At 63.6% G+C, this 16,686-nt stretch carries 14 protein-coding genes; 4 read left to right on the forward strand and 10 right to left on the reverse strand.

Going from position 1 to position 16,686, the window contains the following annotated elements; translation table 11 throughout:
- Window positions 1–77: 77 nt before the first annotated feature.
- The 9 genes from QQJ84_RS03130 to metX form a co-directional block, all read right to left on the reverse strand.
- Entirely contained in the window at window positions 78–2,093 is a 2,016-nt protein-coding gene (locus QQJ84_RS03130) for a thioredoxin domain-containing protein (RefSeq protein ID WP_284256508.1), read from the reverse strand.
- 259 nt (window positions 2,094–2,352) lie between these two features.
- Window positions 2,353–2,544 (reverse strand): hypothetical protein, encoded by a 192-nt coding sequence (locus QQJ84_RS03135; RefSeq protein ID WP_284256509.1) that lies wholly within the window; start codon window positions 2,542–2,544, stop codon window positions 2,353–2,355.
- Between the two features lie 10 nt (window positions 2,545–2,554).
- Window positions 2,555–3,694: a cytochrome d ubiquinol oxidase subunit II gene (gene cydB, locus QQJ84_RS03140; RefSeq protein WP_284256510.1), complete on the reverse strand. Its 1,140-nt coding sequence runs from the start codon at window positions 3,692–3,694 to the stop codon at window positions 2,555–2,557.
- Window positions 3,695–3,709: 15 nt separating this feature from the next.
- Window positions 3,710–5,332 carry a cytochrome ubiquinol oxidase subunit I gene (locus tag QQJ84_RS03145; RefSeq protein ID WP_284256512.1) on the reverse strand — a complete coding sequence of 541 codons (1,623 nt, stop codon included), beginning with the start codon at window positions 5,330–5,332 and terminating at the stop codon, window positions 3,710–3,712.
- Window positions 5,333–5,544: 212 nt separating this feature from the next.
- Window positions 5,545–7,230 carry a thiol reductant ABC exporter subunit CydC gene (cydC, locus tag QQJ84_RS03150; protein WP_284256513.1) on the reverse strand — a complete coding sequence of 562 codons (1,686 nt, stop codon included), beginning with the start codon at window positions 7,228–7,230 and terminating at the stop codon, window positions 5,545–5,547.
- On the reverse strand, window positions 7,218–9,002 hold the full coding sequence (gene cydD, locus QQJ84_RS03155; protein WP_284256514.1) for a thiol reductant ABC exporter subunit CydD: 1,785 nt from the start codon (window positions 9,000–9,002) through the stop codon (window positions 7,218–7,220). The genes cydC and cydD overlap by 13 nt, the downstream gene beginning before the upstream one ends.
- Window positions 9,003–9,049: 47 nt before the next feature.
- Window positions 9,050–9,985, reverse strand: a complete 936-nt coding sequence (locus tag QQJ84_RS03160; RefSeq protein WP_284256515.1) for a hypothetical protein — start codon at window positions 9,983–9,985, stop codon at window positions 9,050–9,052.
- Window positions 9,986–10,026: 41 nt separating this feature from the next.
- Window positions 10,027–10,626 (reverse strand): methionine biosynthesis protein MetW, encoded by a 600-nt coding sequence (gene metW / locus QQJ84_RS03165; protein WP_284256609.1) that lies wholly within the window; start codon window positions 10,624–10,626, stop codon window positions 10,027–10,029.
- A gap of 14 nt (window positions 10,627–10,640) precedes the next feature.
- The gene (metX, locus tag QQJ84_RS03170; protein ID WP_284256517.1) at window positions 10,641–11,783 is read right to left on the reverse strand and encodes a homoserine O-acetyltransferase MetX; all 1,143 of its coding nucleotides are present in this window, start codon (window positions 11,781–11,783) and stop codon (window positions 10,641–10,643) included.
- Window positions 11,784–11,910: 127 nt separating this feature from the next.
- On the opposite strand from metX, the gene QQJ84_RS03175 reads away from it, so the two are divergent.
- From QQJ84_RS03175 to glmU, 4 genes are read left to right on the forward strand one after another with little or no spacing between them, the layout of a single operon-like run.
- Window positions 11,911–12,771, forward strand: coding sequence for a chorismate mutase (locus QQJ84_RS03175; protein WP_284256519.1), 861 nt, complete (start codon window positions 11,911–11,913; stop codon window positions 12,769–12,771).
- Window positions 12,768–13,853: a histidinol-phosphate transaminase gene (gene hisC / locus QQJ84_RS03180; RefSeq protein WP_284256520.1), complete on the forward strand. Its 1,086-nt coding sequence runs from the start codon at window positions 12,768–12,770 to the stop codon at window positions 13,851–13,853. Before QQJ84_RS03175 ends, hisC begins: the two co-directional genes overlap by 4 nt.
- Window positions 13,854–13,857: 4 nt before the next feature.
- Window positions 13,858–14,745, forward strand: a complete 888-nt coding sequence (locus QQJ84_RS03185) for a prephenate/arogenate dehydrogenase family protein (RefSeq protein ID WP_284256522.1) — start codon at window positions 13,858–13,860, stop codon at window positions 14,743–14,745.
- A gap of 5 nt (window positions 14,746–14,750) precedes the next feature.
- Entirely contained in the window at window positions 14,751–16,037 is a 1,287-nt protein-coding gene (glmU, locus tag QQJ84_RS03190; RefSeq protein ID WP_284256524.1) for a bifunctional UDP-N-acetylglucosamine diphosphorylase/glucosamine-1-phosphate N-acetyltransferase GlmU, read from the forward strand.
- Between the two features lie 140 nt (window positions 16,038–16,177).
- Here the strand turns inward: glmU and ndk are convergent, their stop codons facing one another.
- Window positions 16,178–16,600, reverse strand: a complete 423-nt coding sequence (gene ndk, locus QQJ84_RS03195; RefSeq protein ID WP_284256525.1) for a nucleoside-diphosphate kinase — start codon at window positions 16,598–16,600, stop codon at window positions 16,178–16,180.
- Window positions 16,601–16,686 lie beyond the last annotated feature (86 nt).

The raw sequence follows: 16,686 nt of genomic DNA on the forward strand, positions 1-16,686 counted from the left end.
ATACCGCGGCGGTGCCGCCAAACAATACCGCGGCGGTGCCGCCAAACAATGTGGCGGCACCGCCGGAGAGAAAAAGATTACGCCGGTTCATGAGACACTCCTGTTTTCGGGAACGGACGCAGCAACGCCATCAGCGCGTCCGGGGTTGTCACCGGCAGGGCGCAGGTGCCGCCCCGGCAGACGAAAGCGGCGGGCGCTGCCGAAGTTTTGCCGTATGCCGGATGATCGGGTGGCAGCACGGCGTCCGCCGCAACCTGCAACACCACCACGGCGGGGTCGGCTGCCACCAGGGCGGCGCGGGCCAGCTCCCTGGCGCCGCCGGTCACCACCACGCAGCTGGCGTTCTGCAATATATCCAGCGCCGCGAGCAGCACCGGCGAGGCCGCCAGCGCCTCCACCCGCCCGCCATAGGAAGCCAGCACCGCCTCGGCCCTGGCGCGGTATGCCGCATCGCCGGTGAGATGAAACAAAATCGCGTAATTCTCCGCCATCAGCCCGATGCCCGAGGGCGTGGGGCCATCGGTGACATTGCGCCCGCGCGGGCCGGGCACATCCGCCGCGTCATGCGCCGCCATGTAGAACGCCCCTGCCCCATCGCTGAAGTTCTCTTCCGCCGCGCGCAAAATGCGCAAGCCCTGGGCAAGGCGCGCGGCCTCGCCGGTGGCCTGATACAACGCCAGCGCGGCGCGCAGCATCGCCGCCTGGTCCTCCAGCAGCCCGGCGGCGGAGATTATCCCGCCCAGGTAGGCATGGGCGATGCGGCCATCCGGCCCGCCCATTTTCTCCAGGAGGAAATCAAACACCCGCGCCGCCTCGTCCAGCCAGCCGGGCTCGCCGAATACAAAGCTCGCGCGCGCCAGCGCCGCGATGACCAGCGCGTTCCAATCGGCCAAAATCTTGTCATCCCGGCCGGGGCGTATGCGCGTGCTCCGCCGCGCCAGCAGCTTCTCCCGGCAATCGGCCAGCGCCAGCTCGGTGGCGGCATCACCCAGCGGGGTCTTGCGCTCCAGGATGATCCGCTCCTCCCAGTTGCCATGCGGGGGCAACGGGTAATGCGCGCCGAATAACTCTGTCTGCGCGCCCAGAACCTCGCTTATTTCCTCCGCTTCCCACACATAGAACCTGCCTTCCACCCCCTCGCTGTCAGCATCTTCAGAGGCGGCGAACGCGCCCTCCTCGCGCATGTCGCGCCGCAGCCAGGCCACGGTTTCGCGCGCGCGGGCCGCATAGAGTTGCGCGCTGGTTTGCGCATAGGCGAGCGCTAATAAATCCAATATCAGCGCGTTATCATAAAGCATCTTCTCGAAATGCGGGATCAGCCAGGCCTGATCCGTGGCATAGCGGGCGAAGCCGCCGCCAACATGGTCGTAGATTCCGCCCTGGCAGATGGCGTTCAGCAACAGCGTCACCGCCTCGCCCGCCCGCGCATCGCCAGCGCGAAAAGCCTCCTGCCACAGGAAGCGGAAAATCGGCGTGTTAGGGAATTTCGGCGCGCTGCCGCTGCCGCCATGCCGCCAGTCGATGCCGCGTAGAAACCACCCGCGCACATCCTCCAGCGCTTGCGGGCCGGGAAGCGCGCCGGGGCGCGCGGCAGCGCTGGCCGCCAATGCCCGGTTCATCGCGGTGACGGTCTCGCCGATGCGCGCGCGGTCCGTCTCCCACGCTCTGGCCAGCGCGCTCAGCACCTGGGTGAAACTCGGCCGGCCGAAACGCGGCTCGGGCGGGAAATAGGTGCCGCCCCAGAACGGCTCTCCCGCCGGGGTGAGTACCATGGTCAGCGGCCAGCCGCCCTGCTCGCCCATGGCATGCAGGGCGCTCATGTAAATCTGGTCAATATCCGGCCGCTCCTCGCGGTCAACCTTGATGTTCACGTAATGCGCGTTCATCAGCGCGGCGACGCGTTCATCCTCAAAGCTCTCATGCGCCATCACATGGCACCAGTGGCAGGCGGCATAGCCGATGGAGAGCAGGATCGGCACATTGCGCGCCCGCGCCTCCTCCAGCGCCTCAGCCCCCCAGATGTGCCAATGCACCGGGTTGTCCTTGTGCTGCCGCAAATAGGGCGATGACGCCTCGCCCAGCCTGTTACCCATGCCCGCCACCTCCACATTATACCGGATAGATGGGAACGCGCAGGCAAACACACCAGAACACAAGCCAAAAGAAAACGGGCAAAATAAAACCGGCTGCCCCCCTGAGGGAGCAGCCGGTTAAATTGTATCCTTCCAACGCGGAAGGATCGCCAAAAGCTTAAGGAAATTTCTTCCTTGTATAAAGATAGGCCAGACCGTAAAGCCCCAGATAGAGGAACGGGATGAAGATAATCAGACCTTCAAGATCGCCAAGCATGGGTTAACCTCCGTTCTTCAGGGTTTCGAGCTGGGTCTCAAACAACACCCCGCCCGCCACCGCAATGAGAATAATCATGGTGGTACCGACCAGCCAGGCGAAGTACCAGGGGCCATAGTCGCCGCAGAGAACCGCCAGCGCGATGGCGACAAACAGCACCACCGCCAGGCCAAGAAATTTTGCAAAGGTTTTCATCTCAAAACTCCTAATAGCTATGCGGATCGTTAACGACGGTCTCGGTCTTCACCTTGCCGCGCATCACATAAAACGCCCATGAGGTGTAGGACAGAATAACCGGCACGAAGACCACGGCAAAAAACAACATCCAGCCAAGGTTATAGGCGCTGCCTGTTGAATTCCAAACCGTCAGGCTCTGGCTCGGGTTGGTGGAAGACGGCATGAGGAAGGGGAACATCGCGATCCCGACCGTGCTGATGGTGCCCGCCCAGGCGACGGCGCCAAGCCACCAGGCCAGCACTTTAAGGTGCAAGCGCAGTGCCAGCGTGCCCACCAGCATGCCAACAAAACCAAGCACCGGCGCCAGCCAGAGGATGGGGTAGCTGTGGTAGTTGTTCAGCCAGGCGCCAGCCTGCACCGCCACCGCCGGCCCGCCCAGCGGCGTTGCCTCCATGCCGGGGTTCACCGCGCCGGTGAACACATACCCGTTGAGATGCGAGACCCAAAGACCGCCCACAGCGAAGATCACCGCCGCCAGCAGGCCGCCGCAGGTCGCGAACAGGCGCGCGCGGCTATAGATCGGCTCAACACCGCGCAGCATCAAAAAGGTGCCGCCCTGGTAGATGCTCAAGGAGAGCGACATCACACCGCACATCACCGCGAAGGGGTTGAGCAGATAGCTGAGGAAGGATTCGTCCTGGTAGTACTGGCCGGTCCAGCCATAATGAAAGCCGACACCTTCAAGCACGTTACCAAAGGCCGCGCCGTAGACGATCATCGGCACCGCGCCGGAGATCAGGAAGGCCCAGTCCCAGGTGCCGCGCCAGGTTTTGGTATCCACCTTGGAGCGGTATTCAAAAGCCACGGGGCGCATGATCATGCTGAACAGCAGCAGGATCATCACCACATAGAACACCGAGAACGAGGTGGCATACAGCGTGGGGAAGGCGGCAAAAATGGCGCCGCCACCGAGGATGAACCACACCTGATTCCCATCCCAGTGCGGGCCGATGATGTTAAGCGCGGTGCGGCGCTCGGCATCGTTTTTGCCGACAAAACGCAGCAGCGTGCCAACCCCCATATCCATGCCCACCATCACGGCCAGGCCGGTCAGCAGAACACCCAGGAGCACGGCCCAGATAATTTTCAGAGCAACGTAGATTTCCATTTGTCAGTCTCCTTCCTATTCCCAGGACTTGGCGGCAAAGCCGGGTTTGGCGAACATCGGCGATGCGCCCGTGCCGGCAACCGGGGCTGCGTGGTCATGGGATTGAGGGCCAAGGCGTGCGAATTTGAACATCAGGTAAAGCTCGGCGGCGATGAAGAGGCTGTAGAGCAATGCAAAGCCGATGAGCGAGAAGACCATGTAGCCAACATTATGGCTGGAGGCGGCCTGGAACGTCGGCAGCCAGCCATACACCGACCATGGCTGGCGCCCGGCCTCGGCCGTGATCCAGCCGAATTCGGAAGCCAGAATGGGCCCCGGAATGGAGTATACGCAGAGTCTGAGCAGAAACTTGTGGCTCTCCAACTGGTTTTTCAGGCTGAAAAAGGCAACGAATGCGAACAGCCCGATGAAGTAGAAGCCGAGGAACATCATGATCCGGAATGCCCAGAACGTGACGAACACATTCGGAATGGTCTCCTGCTCCGTCTGCTGCACCACCGTTGGCATTTCGGCCGGGGTGATCGCATTCAGATCCTGGTTCGGCGCGTTCTGCTGCGCCAGGAAGCCATAGCCCATATCGTTCTCATATTGCTGGAACGTGGCGAGCGAGGCCGCATCATGCGTCGTGCCGTATTGCTGCAACGCGTTGATCGCCTTGATGCCGTTGAGAATATGCGGCCCCGCGGCGGATTCCAGATCAATCAGGCCTGGAATCGGCTTGTCGAACGTGTGCGTGATAAGCGGCGTCAGTACATAGGGGATGCCGATTTCAAGCGAATTGCTCTGCGTTTTATCATTCGGCAAGGCCGCCACCAGCCATGGCGCGGAGGGCGAGGTCGTGGTGTGCCACAGACCTTCAATCGCCGCGATTTTGGTTGGTTGCAACAAATCATCCAGCCGCCCGAGCGCATCGCCCAGCGTCACCACGGCCAGCGTCGAGATCAGCCCGAACACCGCGGCCATGCGGATGGAGCGCGCCGCGAATTCCTTGTGCCGGTTGGTGAGCAGGTAATAGGCGCTGATGCCCATGATGAACATCGCCCCGGCAACGAAACCGGCGATCGAGGTATGCACGAATTTCGCCTGTGCATCCGGGCTGAACACGAGCTGCACAAAGCTGTTGAACTGCATGCGCATGGTGTCGGGGTTGAAGCTGGCGCCTTCCGGGTCCTGCATGAAGCCGTTTGCGATGAGAATCCATAATGCCGAAAGATTGGAGGCCAGTGCGACCAGATAGGTCACGGCCAGATGCGCCGGCCGGCTCAGACGGTCCCACCCGAAGAACATCAGGCCGATAAAGGTCGACTCCATGAAAAAGGCCATCAGCCCTTCAATGGCCAGCGGCGTGCCGAACACGTCACCGACAAAATGCGAAAACATCGACCAGTTGGTGCCGAATTCAAATTCCATGGTCAGGCCGGTGGCGACGCCGATGGCAAAGTTGATGCCAAACAGCTTGCCCCAGAACTGGGTCATGTCCTTGTAAACCTGCTTGCCGGTGATGACGTAGGTAGTTTCCATTGCGGCAAGCAGGATGGTCATGCCGAGCGTCAAAGGCACGAAAATAAAATGGTAGAGGGCAGTCAAGGCAAATTGCAGACGCGAGAGGTCTACAATCGTTGGGTCTATGAGCGGCATTATTGGTGCTCCTGCTGCGTTTAGTTCATAATTCAAAAAATTCAGACAAACATACCGAAATACTATACATGCGGGCGGTTTAGAGTGAGTTGATCTATATCAAAGCCTGTTCAGAAAATAAATTATGCGTAACCTCGCGGCTGGCAGTATCATTCTACTCTTTTGGCCGTATCTCCTGATTTCCTGCAGGATAATTCCGCACCAATATACCCTTAATTGGATTCACGCAGCATAATTCTGCCATCTGTGAGTGTATAAACCCTGTCCATGGCCGCCAGCCCGGCGCGGCGATGGGTGATATAGAGCACAGTTTTACCGGCCATCAGCGGTTGCAGGTCGCGCAACAAAGCGTGTTCGGTCACCGTGTCCAGCCCTTCGGTCGGCTCGTCGAGAATCAGCCACGGCGTATCCTTCAGCACCGCGCGCGCAATGGCCACGCGGCGCGCCTGGCCGCCGGAAAGCCGCACCCCCGCCTCACCCACAATAGTATCCAGCCCCAGCGGCAGCCCCCGCACGAAACCGGCCAGTTGCGCCACTTCCAGCGCGTGCCACAGCTCATCCTCCGCCGCCTCGCCCTTGGCGATCAGCAGATTGTCGCGGATCGTGGTGTGGAACAAATAGCTGCGCTGGGAGACCACGCTGAAATAGGCCGCAAGGTCTTCGGCGTGGAAATCGCGCAGCTCCACCCCGCCAAATTTCGCGCTTCCGGCCTGATATTCATGGAAGCGTAACAGCAAATTGATCAGACTGGTCTTGCCCGCTCCCGTGCCGCCCATGATCGCGACGTGGCTGCCCTGGCTGATGTGCAAATCCAGACCGTTCAGCGCCCATGGCGCATCGGCGGCATAGCGCAGACACACCCCGCGCAGGTCGAGATCAAAGCTCCCGGGGCGCGGCGAAGGATGCGCGGGCGGCACGATCACGGATTTTTGATCCGCGATCTGAAAAATCCGTGCCGCCGCGGTGCGGATCTGGCCCAGAAACTGGAACGCCACCGGCAGCGGCGCCACCGCCTCGAACGCCGCCATGGTGCCCAGAGCGAGCATTGGCAGTTCCGGCGCGGAGAGCTGCCCGGCGCGCACCGCCGGAATCACCGCAACCACCACCAGCAAGAGTGTGAAATTGGTCAGCAGCCCGGCGGCCGCGCTGCCCAGCCCGGTGATGCGCGCCATTTCCGCCTGCCGCCCGATCAACCGCGCGTTCAGCCCCGCCACGCGCGCCTGCAAGGCGGGGGCGGCATTATAGCTCAGCAACTCGCCCATGCCCTGCACGGCATCGACCATTTCCGCGCGCAAATCCGCATTCAACCGCGTGATTTCACCCCCCGCGGCGGCCCCGCGCCGTTGCGTCAGCCACGGCAACGCGCCGCCGGTGAGCACCAGCCCCACCAGCAGCGCCAGCGCCGCCGGCCAGGAGAACACGCCGAAAAACACCACCATCGCCGCCCCTGCCCCGCAGGCCACGGCAAACGGCAAAAACACCCGCAGATAGAACATGTTCAGCGTGTCGATATCCGCGACAATGCGCGACAGCAGATCGCTCGCCCGGTAGCCCTGCAACACCGCCGGGGCCAGCGGCTCCAGTTTTGTGTAGAACCACACACGCAACTGCGCGAGCAGGCGGAAGGTCGCATCATGCGTCACCAGCCGCTCCACATAGCGCGAGGCCACGCGCACGGTCGCGAAAAACCGCACCCCCGCCGCGGGGCTAAAAAAATTAAACGCATTCTGCGCGGCAAAGCCCGCCAAGCCGGTGACAGCCGCCGCGGCCAGAAACCAGCCGGAGAGCGTCATCAACCCAAAATTCGCCAGCACGGTGATGCAGGCCAGAGCAACGCCGCCGAACATCCACCCCCGTGAGGACCCGAACAAACGCAGCAGGCGGATCAAATCGCGCATGAGATTTCCTCCGCCTCTTCGCGTCCCGCATTCCGCATGGCGGCATACAGCCCGCCGCTGGCCCGCAATTGCGCCGGCGTGCCGCTCTCGGCCACCCGCCCTGCCTGCAGCACCACCACAGTGTCAGCGCGCTCGGCCATGGCCAGACGATGCGCGATCATGATGACCGTGCGCCCCACGGCAAGGTCCATGATCGCATCCAGCACCAGCGCCTCGCTCTCCATGTCGAGATTCGCCGTGGCCTCATCCAGGATCAGCAGTTTTGGATTTTTTAAAAACGCCCGCGCCAGCGCAATGCGCTGTATCTGCCCGCCCGAAAGCCCCTGCCCCAGGCCGCCGATCACGGTCTCAAATCCCTGTGGCAGCGCCTCGATAAAATCCAGCGCCCGGGCTGCTCGGGCAGCCTCCCGCAGGGCCGCGCTGTCTGCATCGGGCCGCCCCAGCCGCACATTGGCGGCAATCGTGCCATGAAACAAACGTGGATTCTGCGGCACCCAGGCCAAACTCTCCCACCAGCCCTCCGCCGCCATCCCGGCCAGATCCAGCGCGCCGTTAATCCGCACATGGCCCGCTTGCGGCTGAATGAACCCCAGCAGCACCCGCGCCAGCGTGGTCTTGCCCGCTCCGCTCGGCCCGACCACCGCGGTGATCCGCCCGGCCGGAAACACGCAGCTCAGCCCATCGAGCACCTTCTCTCCGTCCGCATATGAAAATTCAAGATTTTCGCATGAAATTTCCAAACCACCGGCCATCGGCGGCACCACGCCCTCCACCGCGGCGGGAGCTGGCGCGTCCAGCACCTCGAATATCCGCCGCGCCGCCGCAATCGCCGTCATGCGCGCATGATAATGCGTGGAGAGCCCGCGCAAGGGCACGAAATATTCCGGCGCCAGCAGCAAGACGAGAAATGCCGGAAAGAAATCGATATGACCGTGCAACAACCGCACGCCGAAAATCACCGCGACCAGCGCAATCGCCAGGCTGGCGAAAAACTCCAGCGCCGCCGAGGTGAGGAATGCAATGCGCACCCCTGCCATCGTCGTCTTGCGATAATCATCGGAAATGCGCGCCACAATCGCGATTTCATCACGCGCGCGGCCAAACAGCTTCAGCGTCGTGATGCCTTGCAGCATATCAAGAAAATGTGAACTCATCAGCAGCAGTTTCTGCCATTGCCGCTGGTTGATCGCCTCCGCGCGGTAGCCGATGAACACCATGAACACCGGGATCAACGGGCCGGTGACCAGCAGGATCAACCCGCTGATCCAGTCCAGAGGAAACACCAGCGCCAAAATCGCCAGCGGCACCGCCACCACCAGCGCCATCTGCGGCACGTAGCGGGAGAAATACGGTTCCAGCGCCTCCACGCCCTCGATCATTGTGCCGGCCAGATCGGCGCTGTTCTCACCCGCCGCCGGCACCGGGCCGCGCCGCAGAATATGACCCAGCAGTTCCTGGCGCAGATACGTCTTGATCTCACCTGCGGCCTTGAAGGCGATGACCTCGCTCACATACGAAAGCCCGGCGCGCAGCAGGAACAATCCCGCAAGCCCCCATAACAGCGGCGCCACCATGGCCAGCGATTGGTGCCTGAACGCCACACCATCAATCACCCGCGCCAGCAGCACCGCCTGCGCGATCACCAGCAGCGCCGCCACCACCCCCAGCCCGATGCTGGCATACAGCGCGCCGCGCGTGCGCCGCCCTTCGGCCATCAAGCGGGGATCGATCCGCGCGCTCATATTGCGGACCGGCACGGGCAAGCGGCGCAAATCGTTCTCATGCCCCCTCTTAGCCCGGATAATCCACCAAGGCCACGCTACGGCCCAGCCTCTGGCGGCGGCAGGTTCAGCGGCGCGCCTCCGGCATTTTCCGCCGCCGCGCGCAGGGCTTCTGGCAATGCATCATATAGCACCGCCTCAAAATCCGGATCGATGAAGCGCGCGCCGTCCCACCCCATGGCGACCTGGCCGAACTGCTCCTTCAGGTCCCGGCGGGGCAGCAAATGCCGGTAAAAGTGGAAGCGCCGCGCCGCTGCGTTCACCTGGCGGAGCAGGTCTCTGTATTGCGGCGCCGCATGCCTGCCCTCCGTAAAAATCATCCCCACGCCCGGATGCAACACCTCGATCGTCTGGCGGGCCAGCAGGGTCGCGATGTTGCGGAACTGGTCACGCGAGCGCGGCGAAAGCCTGCCCCAGCGATGCGCGATGCAGATGTGAAATTCGTTCCCCAATTGATGAAAGCTGACCAGACAATCCACCGGCTCAGCCCCCATGCCGGCCGGATAGCGGCTCAGCTCGGCCGGAGAAAAACGGCGCCAGGAGGATAGCACATCGCGCGCCGGAACAAATGCCGCCAACCCGGCCGGCTGGCGCACCGGCAGCGACATTGCGTCAATCAGCGGGGTTTCCACCTCCTGGTGGACAACACGCCAAAAAGCCGCGTCCACAGCTTCAACGCTACGAAACCCTTCAAAATCGGGCAGCGCCGCCACCCCCTCGCGGGCCGGCGGCAAGGTGGCAAAACGCCAGGCGGCGTAATCCGCCACGCTGCGAAATTGCCCGCGCCGCGCCGCATCCTCCAGCGCCTTCGCCTGCTCGTGTTGCGCCAGCGCCCGCAGATGCCGCGGTGCGCCAAAGCCGTCCCGCGCCGCGATCCGCGCGCAAACAAACCGCCATTTTTCGCTTATCGCGGCGCGCTTCCGGTATTTTTGCTCCCAATCCGGATCATAATACGGGTTCGGCGTGCCAGCCATCTCATGCCTCTATATGGAGCCTGCCTGCATCGGTTCCCGTTTCAGGCCTTGCGCAACAAAAACAGCCCCTGTTCACCAAACAAATTCGCCAGCGCCGGCCAACGGCGCCAGGGCGCGCGGGCACCCGCCTCGTCGGCCGCCAGCCATTCTTCCACGATATACCCATCGGCCGCGCAAAGGTCGAAAAAATCGCGGATCGTGCAGGGGTGGATGTTCGGTGTCTCGTACCACATCCGGCTCCAGTTCTTGGTCATCGGCATCCGCCCGGTGAACAGGAGTTGCAGCCGCAACGTCCAATGGCCAAAATTCGGAAAGCTCACGATCGCGTGCGTGCCGATCCGCAACATCTGGCGCAGCACCTCGCGCGGCTTCTCCACCGCCTGCAGGGTGCGCGAGAGCACCACATAGTCAAACGCGGCGTCGGGGTAGCTGGCAAGGTCGGTATCGGCATCGCCCTGCATCACCGGCAGCCCATGCGCCACCGCCAGGGTCACCGTCGCCATGTCGATCTCCAGCCCCCGCGCGTCACAGCCCAGGTTACGGAACAGATGGTCAATCAGCGCGCCATCGGAACAGCCGATATCGAGCACCCGCGTTTTAGGCGCCACCATGCCCGCGATCAGCGCCAGATCAACGCGCATCTTTTTGGAGCCGCTCAACTCAACCCCGCATGCTCGGCGCAGCCCGCCAGAAACCCGCGCAGCGTCCGGTGAAAATCCGGCTCGTCGAGCAAAAACGCATCATGCCCCTTGTCGGATTTTATCTCAACGAACGAAACGTTCGCCGCCACATGGTTGAGCGCCCGCGCGATCGCGCGTGACTGCTCGGTGGGAAACAGCCAGTCGGAATCGAATGAGACCAGCAGAAACCTTGTTTTCGTGCCCGCAAAGGCCGATGGCAGCACGCCGCCGTAATCCGCCGAGAGATCAAACAGATCCATCGCGCGGGTGATGGTCAGGTATGAATTGGCATCGAACCGGCGCACGAAGCTGGAGCCCTGGTATTGCAGGTAGCTCTCCACCTCAAAACGGTCGCCCAGCGCTGAAATCTGCGCGGTATCCTGTAGTTTGCGGCCAAACTTGCGCGTCAGCGCCGCTTCGGAGACATAGGTAATATGCGCCGTCATCCGCGCCACCGCTAGGCCGCGCTCGGGTGTCACCCCATGCTCCCAGTAGCGCCCGGCCCAAAAATCCGGGTCAGCGGCAATCGCCTGCCGCCCGATCTCATGGAAGGCGATGTTCTGCGCCGAATGATACGCCGCCGCCGCCACCGGCACGGCCGCGAACACCCGCGCCGGGTATAACGCCGCCCAGGCCAGCACCTGCATGCCGCCCATGGAGCCGCCAACCACGGCGAATAATCTGCCGATCTCCAGATGGTCGATAAAGCGCTTCTGCGCGCGCACCATATCGTTGATTGTCACCGGGGGGAAATCAGTGCCCCAGGGCTGCCCGGCATGTTCATCATGTTGGCTGCGCGGCCCGGTTGTGCCCATGCAGCCGCCCAATACATTGGTGCAGATGACGAAGAATTTTTCCGTGTCCACCGGGCGGCCAGGGCCAACCACCTGCTCCCACCAGCCTGGCTTGCCGGTCTCGGGGTTGGTCTCCGCCACATACTGGTCGCCGGTCAACGCATGGCAGATGAGAATCGCGTTGCTTTTGGCCGGGTTCAGCGTGCCATAGGTCCGGTAGGCGATGGTGAGGCTGCCCAGATGACGGCCGCAATCCAACGTCAAACCTTCGGCAAAGGTCACGCTCTGGTGCTGGGTCTCGGGTCGGGCGGTCGTCTGGTCCATTTGTCGTCACGGGATATGCGCTGGCAGGCCACATGGTGCAATCCCCGCGCCGGTTTCAAAACGCACCGGGACTGCAGGGTGGCCGCGCGCTTGGCGGCGGCAAGGCAATTAGGGTATCAACGGCACAATGAATGATTTTACCCCCCCTCCCAATGCGCTGAACCAGTTGCGGGCCCAGCTCGACGCCATTGACGACCAGATTCACGACCTGCTCATGCGCCGCGCCGCGGTGGTTGAGAGTGTCGCGCGCGACGGCGGCAAGGTCGGCACCAAAATCCGCCCCGGGCGCGAGGCCGCCATTTTGCGCCGCCTGCTGGCCCGCCACACGGGCGCCTGGCCGGCGCAGGCGATCATCCGCATCTGGCGCGAAATTTTCGGCGCCGCGCTCATCATCGAGGGCGGCCAGACCATGGCCGTTTGCGATGGCGACGGCGGGGCCGAGCGCCTCGCCCTGGCGCGCGAACATTTCGGCCCCCTCACCCCGGTGCGCCGCCACCACAACCCCTCGCAAACCCTGGCCGATCTGGCGCGCGACTCTGCCCAGATCGCGATTCTCCCCCCCCCGTCCGAGGATGACGACGGGCAGGGCGGCTGGTGGCAGATGCTCACCGCCAAGGCGCCGCACCGGCTGTTCATCATCGCCAAAATCCCCTTCTGGACCAAGCGGGCCGAAGGTCTGCCGCTGGGCGAGGCCTTTGTTGCCGCCGCGGTCAAACCCGACGCCTCCGGCCATGACCGCAGCCTGATCGTGCTGGAGCTCAGCGCCGACACCTCGCGCGCGCGCGTCACCGTATTGCTCAAGGACAGCGGTTTTGCTCCGGGCCAGATCTGGGTCAAACGCATCCCCGGCGATAGCGCCATCCTTGCCCTGGCCGAGGTCGAGGGCTTTGTGGAAGATACCGACCCGCGCCTCGCCGCCATTGCCGGGCTGAACACGCCGCCGGTGGTCATCGGCGCCTTCGCCGTGCCGATGGGCGACACACCATGAGCGCCCCGCAACCCCGCCCGGAGGTGTTTTCCGTCGCCTCCTATGTCGGCGGCGAATCCGTGCTGCCGGGCTTTGAGAAACCCATCAAGCTCTCCTCCAACGAGGGCGCCTTCGGCCCGCCTCCCAGCGCGCTGGCCGCCCTTGCCGCCACGGGGAAAAAACTGCACCGCTACCCGGACGGCAGCTCGGCCAGGCTACGCGCCGCCATTGGCGAAAAATTCGGCCTCGACCCCGCGAAAATCGTCTGCGGCAACGGCTCGGATGAGCTGCTGACCCTGCTGATCCAGGCTTATGGCGGCCCCGGCACCGAGCTGATCATGAGCGTCCACGGGTTTTCGATCTACGAGATCGCGGGCAAGCTGGCCGGCTGCACGATTTTAAAGGCGGCGGAGCGGAACCTCACCACCGATGTTGACGCCATGCTGGCGCTGGTGACCCCGCAAACCAAAATGCTCTTCCTCGCCAACCCCAACAACCCAACCGGCACGCTCCTGCCGCAGTCTGAAATGTTGCGCCTGCGCGCCGGGCTGCGGGAGGATATCCTGCTGGTGATCGACGCCGCCTACAGCGAGTATGTGGACCGTGAGGACTACGACCCCGGCACAGCCCTGGTGGACGCGGGCGAAAACACTGTGATGACCCGCACGTTCTCGAAAATATTCGGCCTCGGCGGCGCGCGGCTCGGCTGGGCCTATGCCCCGGCCCCCATCGTGGATGTGCTCAACCGCATGCGCGCGCCCTTTAACGTCAGCGTCACCGCCGCCGCCGCCGGCATCGCGGCATTGGGCGAACCCGGATGGCTGGAGGCTGGGCGTGAGCACAACACCCGGGCGCGCACCCGGCTGGAAGCACGCCTCGCGCAGGTCGGACTGAAAACCCACCCTTCGGAGGCCAATTTCATTTTGGTGGACTTTGGCAGCCCGGAACGCGCGGCCGCGGCCGACATGTTCCTGCGCTCACGCGGCCTGATCGTGCGCAACGTCAAATCCTATGGTCTGCCAAGCTGCCTGCGCGTCACCATCGGCACCGATGACGAATGCAACCTGGCCGCCGAGGCGCTGAACGCTTTTGTTCATGGTTGAGCGCATGGTTGAGCCCATCTTCAAGCGGCTGGTCATCATCGGCATCGGGCTGATCGGCAGTTCCATCACGCGCGGCGCCAGAGCCTATGGCGGCATCGCGGATAAAATCGTGATCTGCGACACCAGCCCCGCCGCCCTGGCCCGCGCCGAGGAGCTTGGCCTGGGCGACGAGTACACCAGCGACCCCGCGAAGGCCGTGGCGGGCGCCGATGGCGTCATCCTCTGCGCCCCGGTCGGCACCTATGCCGCGCTGGCCCAAGCCATCGCGCCGCATCTGGCGCCGGGCTGCGTGCTCTCCGATGTCGGCTCGACCAAGCAATCGGTCATGCAGGATATCACCCCCTTCGTCCCCGCCAACGTCGCCTTCGTCCCCGCGCACCCGATCGCGGGAACCGAGTTCTCCGGCCCCGACGCCGGTCTGGCTGATCTCTTCAGGGGCCGCTGGTCGCTGCTCACCCCGCCCGCCGGAACCGCCGAAGCCGCGATTGTCAAAATCGAGACCATGTGGAAAATCCTCGGCGCGCAGACCGCCCGGATGGACGCGGCCCATCATGACCGCGTGATCGCCATCGTCAGCCATCTGCCGCATCTCATTGCCTTCACCATCTGCGGCACGGCGGACGATCTGGCCGGCGAGACCCGCGGCGAGGTGCTGCAATTCGCGGCTTCCGGCTTTCGCGACTTCACCCGCATCGCCGCCTCCGACCCAGTGATGTGGCGCGACATCTTCCTCAACAACAAGGATGCGCTGCTGGAAATGTTCGCGCGTTTCTCGGAGGATGCTCAGGCCATGGCGCGCGCCGTGCGCAAGGGCGACGCTGACTACATCGAAGACAAAATCAACCGCAGCCGCAAAATCCGCAAAAGCCTCATCGACATCAAGCAGGCGTAACCACCATGGAAAATACCGCTGTCATCATCGCCGCCGGGCTCGGCACGCGCATGAAATCCAGCCTGGCGAAAGCCGCCCATAAGCTCGCCGGGCGCGAAATGCTGCGCCACCTCACCATCGCGGCCGAGGAGGTCTTCGCCCGCGTGGTGGTGGTCGTGGGGCCGGATATGCCGGCGCTGGAGGCCCTGGCCGCTCCGCATGGCGTGGTCGTGCAGGCCGAGCGCCTGGGCACCGCCCACGCCGCCAGACAGGCAGAGGAACAATTCGGCGAAGGTCTGGTCGCGGTCTTCTATGCCGACAACCCCTTGGTCTCCCCTGCCACCATGCGATCCCTGCTCGCCCGCGCCCAGGCGGGTGACGCCGGGCTGGTGCTGCTTGCCATGACCCCGCCGGATGCCGGGAAATATGGCCGCCTGGTGATGGAGCACGGCTACGTCTCCCGCATTGTGGAATATGCCGACGCCACGCCCGAAGAGCGCCGCATCGCCTTGTGCAATGCGGGTGGGCTGGCCGGCAAAGCAGCGGACATGCGCCGCTGGCTGGCAGCCGTGAAAGCCGAAAACACCAAGGGGGAATATTACCTGACCGACATCGCCGCCATCGCGCAGGCCGAGGGAGTTAAGGTCGCCGCCCTGGAAGCACCCTACGCCGAATGCCTGGGCATCAACTCCCGCGCCGAACTCGCCGCCGCCGAAGCCGCCCTGCAAACCCGGCTGCGCGAGGCGGCGCTGGAGGCCGGTGTCTCCATGCTCGCCCCGGAAACCGTGTTTTTTTCCGCCGATACCCTGCTCGGCGCCGATGTCATCGTGGGGCCGTATGTCGTCTTCGGCCCCGGCGTCACGGTGGAATCCGGCGCCGAGATCAAGGCGTTCTCGCATCTGGAAGGCTGTTTCGTGGCTGCGGGCGCGCTCATCGGCCCCTACGCCCGGCTACGCCCTGGCGCCAATATCGGGCCCGGTGCGCATGTCGGCAATTTTGTTGAAATCAAGGCCGCCACGCTGGGCGCGGGCGCCAAGGCCAACCACCTCAGCTATATCGGCGATGCCGAAATCGGCCCCGGCACCAACATCGGCGCCGGCACCATCACCTGCAATTATGATGGCAAGGCCAAACATAAAACCAAAATCGGCGCGAAGGTGTTTATCGGCTCCAATACCGCGCTGGTCGCGCCCATCACCGTGGGCGATGGGGCGCTGGTCGCGGCCGGCTCGACACTTACGGGGGATGTGGCCCCCAATACGCTGGCGCTGGGCCGCGCGCGGCAGGTAAACAAGCCGAAGCGGGCAACGTAAACGCCGCGCGGGGGCATCCCGCGCGGCGTTTATCTTGTTAGAGCGCGATCGTTTGAGTTTCGCTCAACCGATCGAGCCGAAAGCGTGAATCATCCTCAGAAAAACGGCTAGAGCCTGATCGCGCTTAAAACGATCAGTCTCTAGGCGGTGATGTCGATCCCGGCGAAGAAGAAGCTGATCTCCTGCGCGGCGGCTTCCGGGCTATCGGAGCCATGCACGGAGTTGGCTTCGATCGACTCTGCGAAATCAGCCCGGATGGTGCCGGCATCGGCCTTCTTCGGGTCGGTCGCGCCCATGATGTCGCGGTTCTGCATAATCGCGTTCTCGCCTTCGAGCACCTGCGCCACGACCGGGCCGGAGATCATGAAGCTGACCAGATCACCAAAGAACGGGCGGTGCGAATGCACGGCATAAAACGCCTCGGCCTGGGCCTTGGTGAGCTGCAGGCGGCGGGTGGCGATGATGGAGAGGCCGGCGGTCTCGAACTTGTCGTTGATCTTGCCGGTCAGGTTGCGGCGGGTTGCGTCGGGTTTGATGATGGAGAGGGTGCGTTCGATTGCCATGATACGATCTGCCTTTAAGTGAGTGTGGCCGGGCAATAGCGGGGCTGGGCGGGGTGGGCAACCCCCCGGGGAGTTACGCACCCTTG

Origin of the sequence: Acidocella aquatica (genome assembly GCF_030160635.1) — a bacterium.
Classification (GTDB): domain Bacteria; phylum Pseudomonadota; class Alphaproteobacteria; order Acetobacterales; family Acetobacteraceae; genus Acidocella; species Acidocella aquatica.

Bases quoted from the DNA above. Each gene is read 5' to 3' on its own strand.
- QQJ84_RS03130 (WP_284256508.1), bottom strand. From the start codon at position 2,093: ATGGGTAACAGGCTGGGCGAGGCGTCATCGCCCTATTTGCGGCAGCAC.
- QQJ84_RS03135 (WP_284256509.1), bottom strand. From the start codon at position 2,544: ATGAAAACCTTTGCAAAATTTCTTGGCCTGGCGGTGGTGCTGTTTGTC.
- cydB (WP_284256510.1), bottom strand. From the start codon at position 3,694: ATGGAAATCTACGTTGCTCTGAAAATTATCTGGGCCGTGCTCCTGGGT.
- QQJ84_RS03145 (WP_284256512.1), bottom strand. From the start codon at position 5,332: ATGCCGCTCATAGACCCAACGATTGTAGACCTCTCGCGTCTGCAATTT.
- cydC (WP_284256513.1), bottom strand. From the start codon at position 7,230: ATGCGCGATTTGATCCGCCTGCTGCGTTTGTTCGGGTCCTCACGGGGG.
- QQJ84_RS03160 (WP_284256515.1), bottom strand. From the start codon at position 9,985: ATGGCTGGCACGCCGAACCCGTATTATGATCCGGATTGGGAGCAAAAA.
- metW (WP_284256609.1), bottom strand. From the start codon at position 10,626: ATGCGCGTTGATCTGGCGCTGATCGCGGGCATGGTGGCGCCTAAAACG.
- metX (WP_284256517.1), bottom strand. From the start codon at position 11,783: ATGGACCAGACGACCGCCCGACCCGAGACCCAGCACCAGAGCGTGACC.
- QQJ84_RS03175 (WP_284256519.1), top strand. From the start codon at position 11,911: ATGAATGATTTTACCCCCCCTCCCAATGCGCTGAACCAGTTGCGGGCC.
- hisC (WP_284256520.1), top strand. From the start codon at position 12,768: ATGAGCGCCCCGCAACCCCGCCCGGAGGTGTTTTCCGTCGCCTCCTAT.
- QQJ84_RS03185 (WP_284256522.1), top strand. From the start codon at position 13,858: ATGGTTGAGCCCATCTTCAAGCGGCTGGTCATCATCGGCATCGGGCTG.
- glmU (WP_284256524.1), top strand. From the start codon at position 14,751: ATGGAAAATACCGCTGTCATCATCGCCGCCGGGCTCGGCACGCGCATG.
- ndk (WP_284256525.1), bottom strand. From the start codon at position 16,600: ATGGCAATCGAACGCACCCTCTCCATCATCAAACCCGACGCAACCCGC.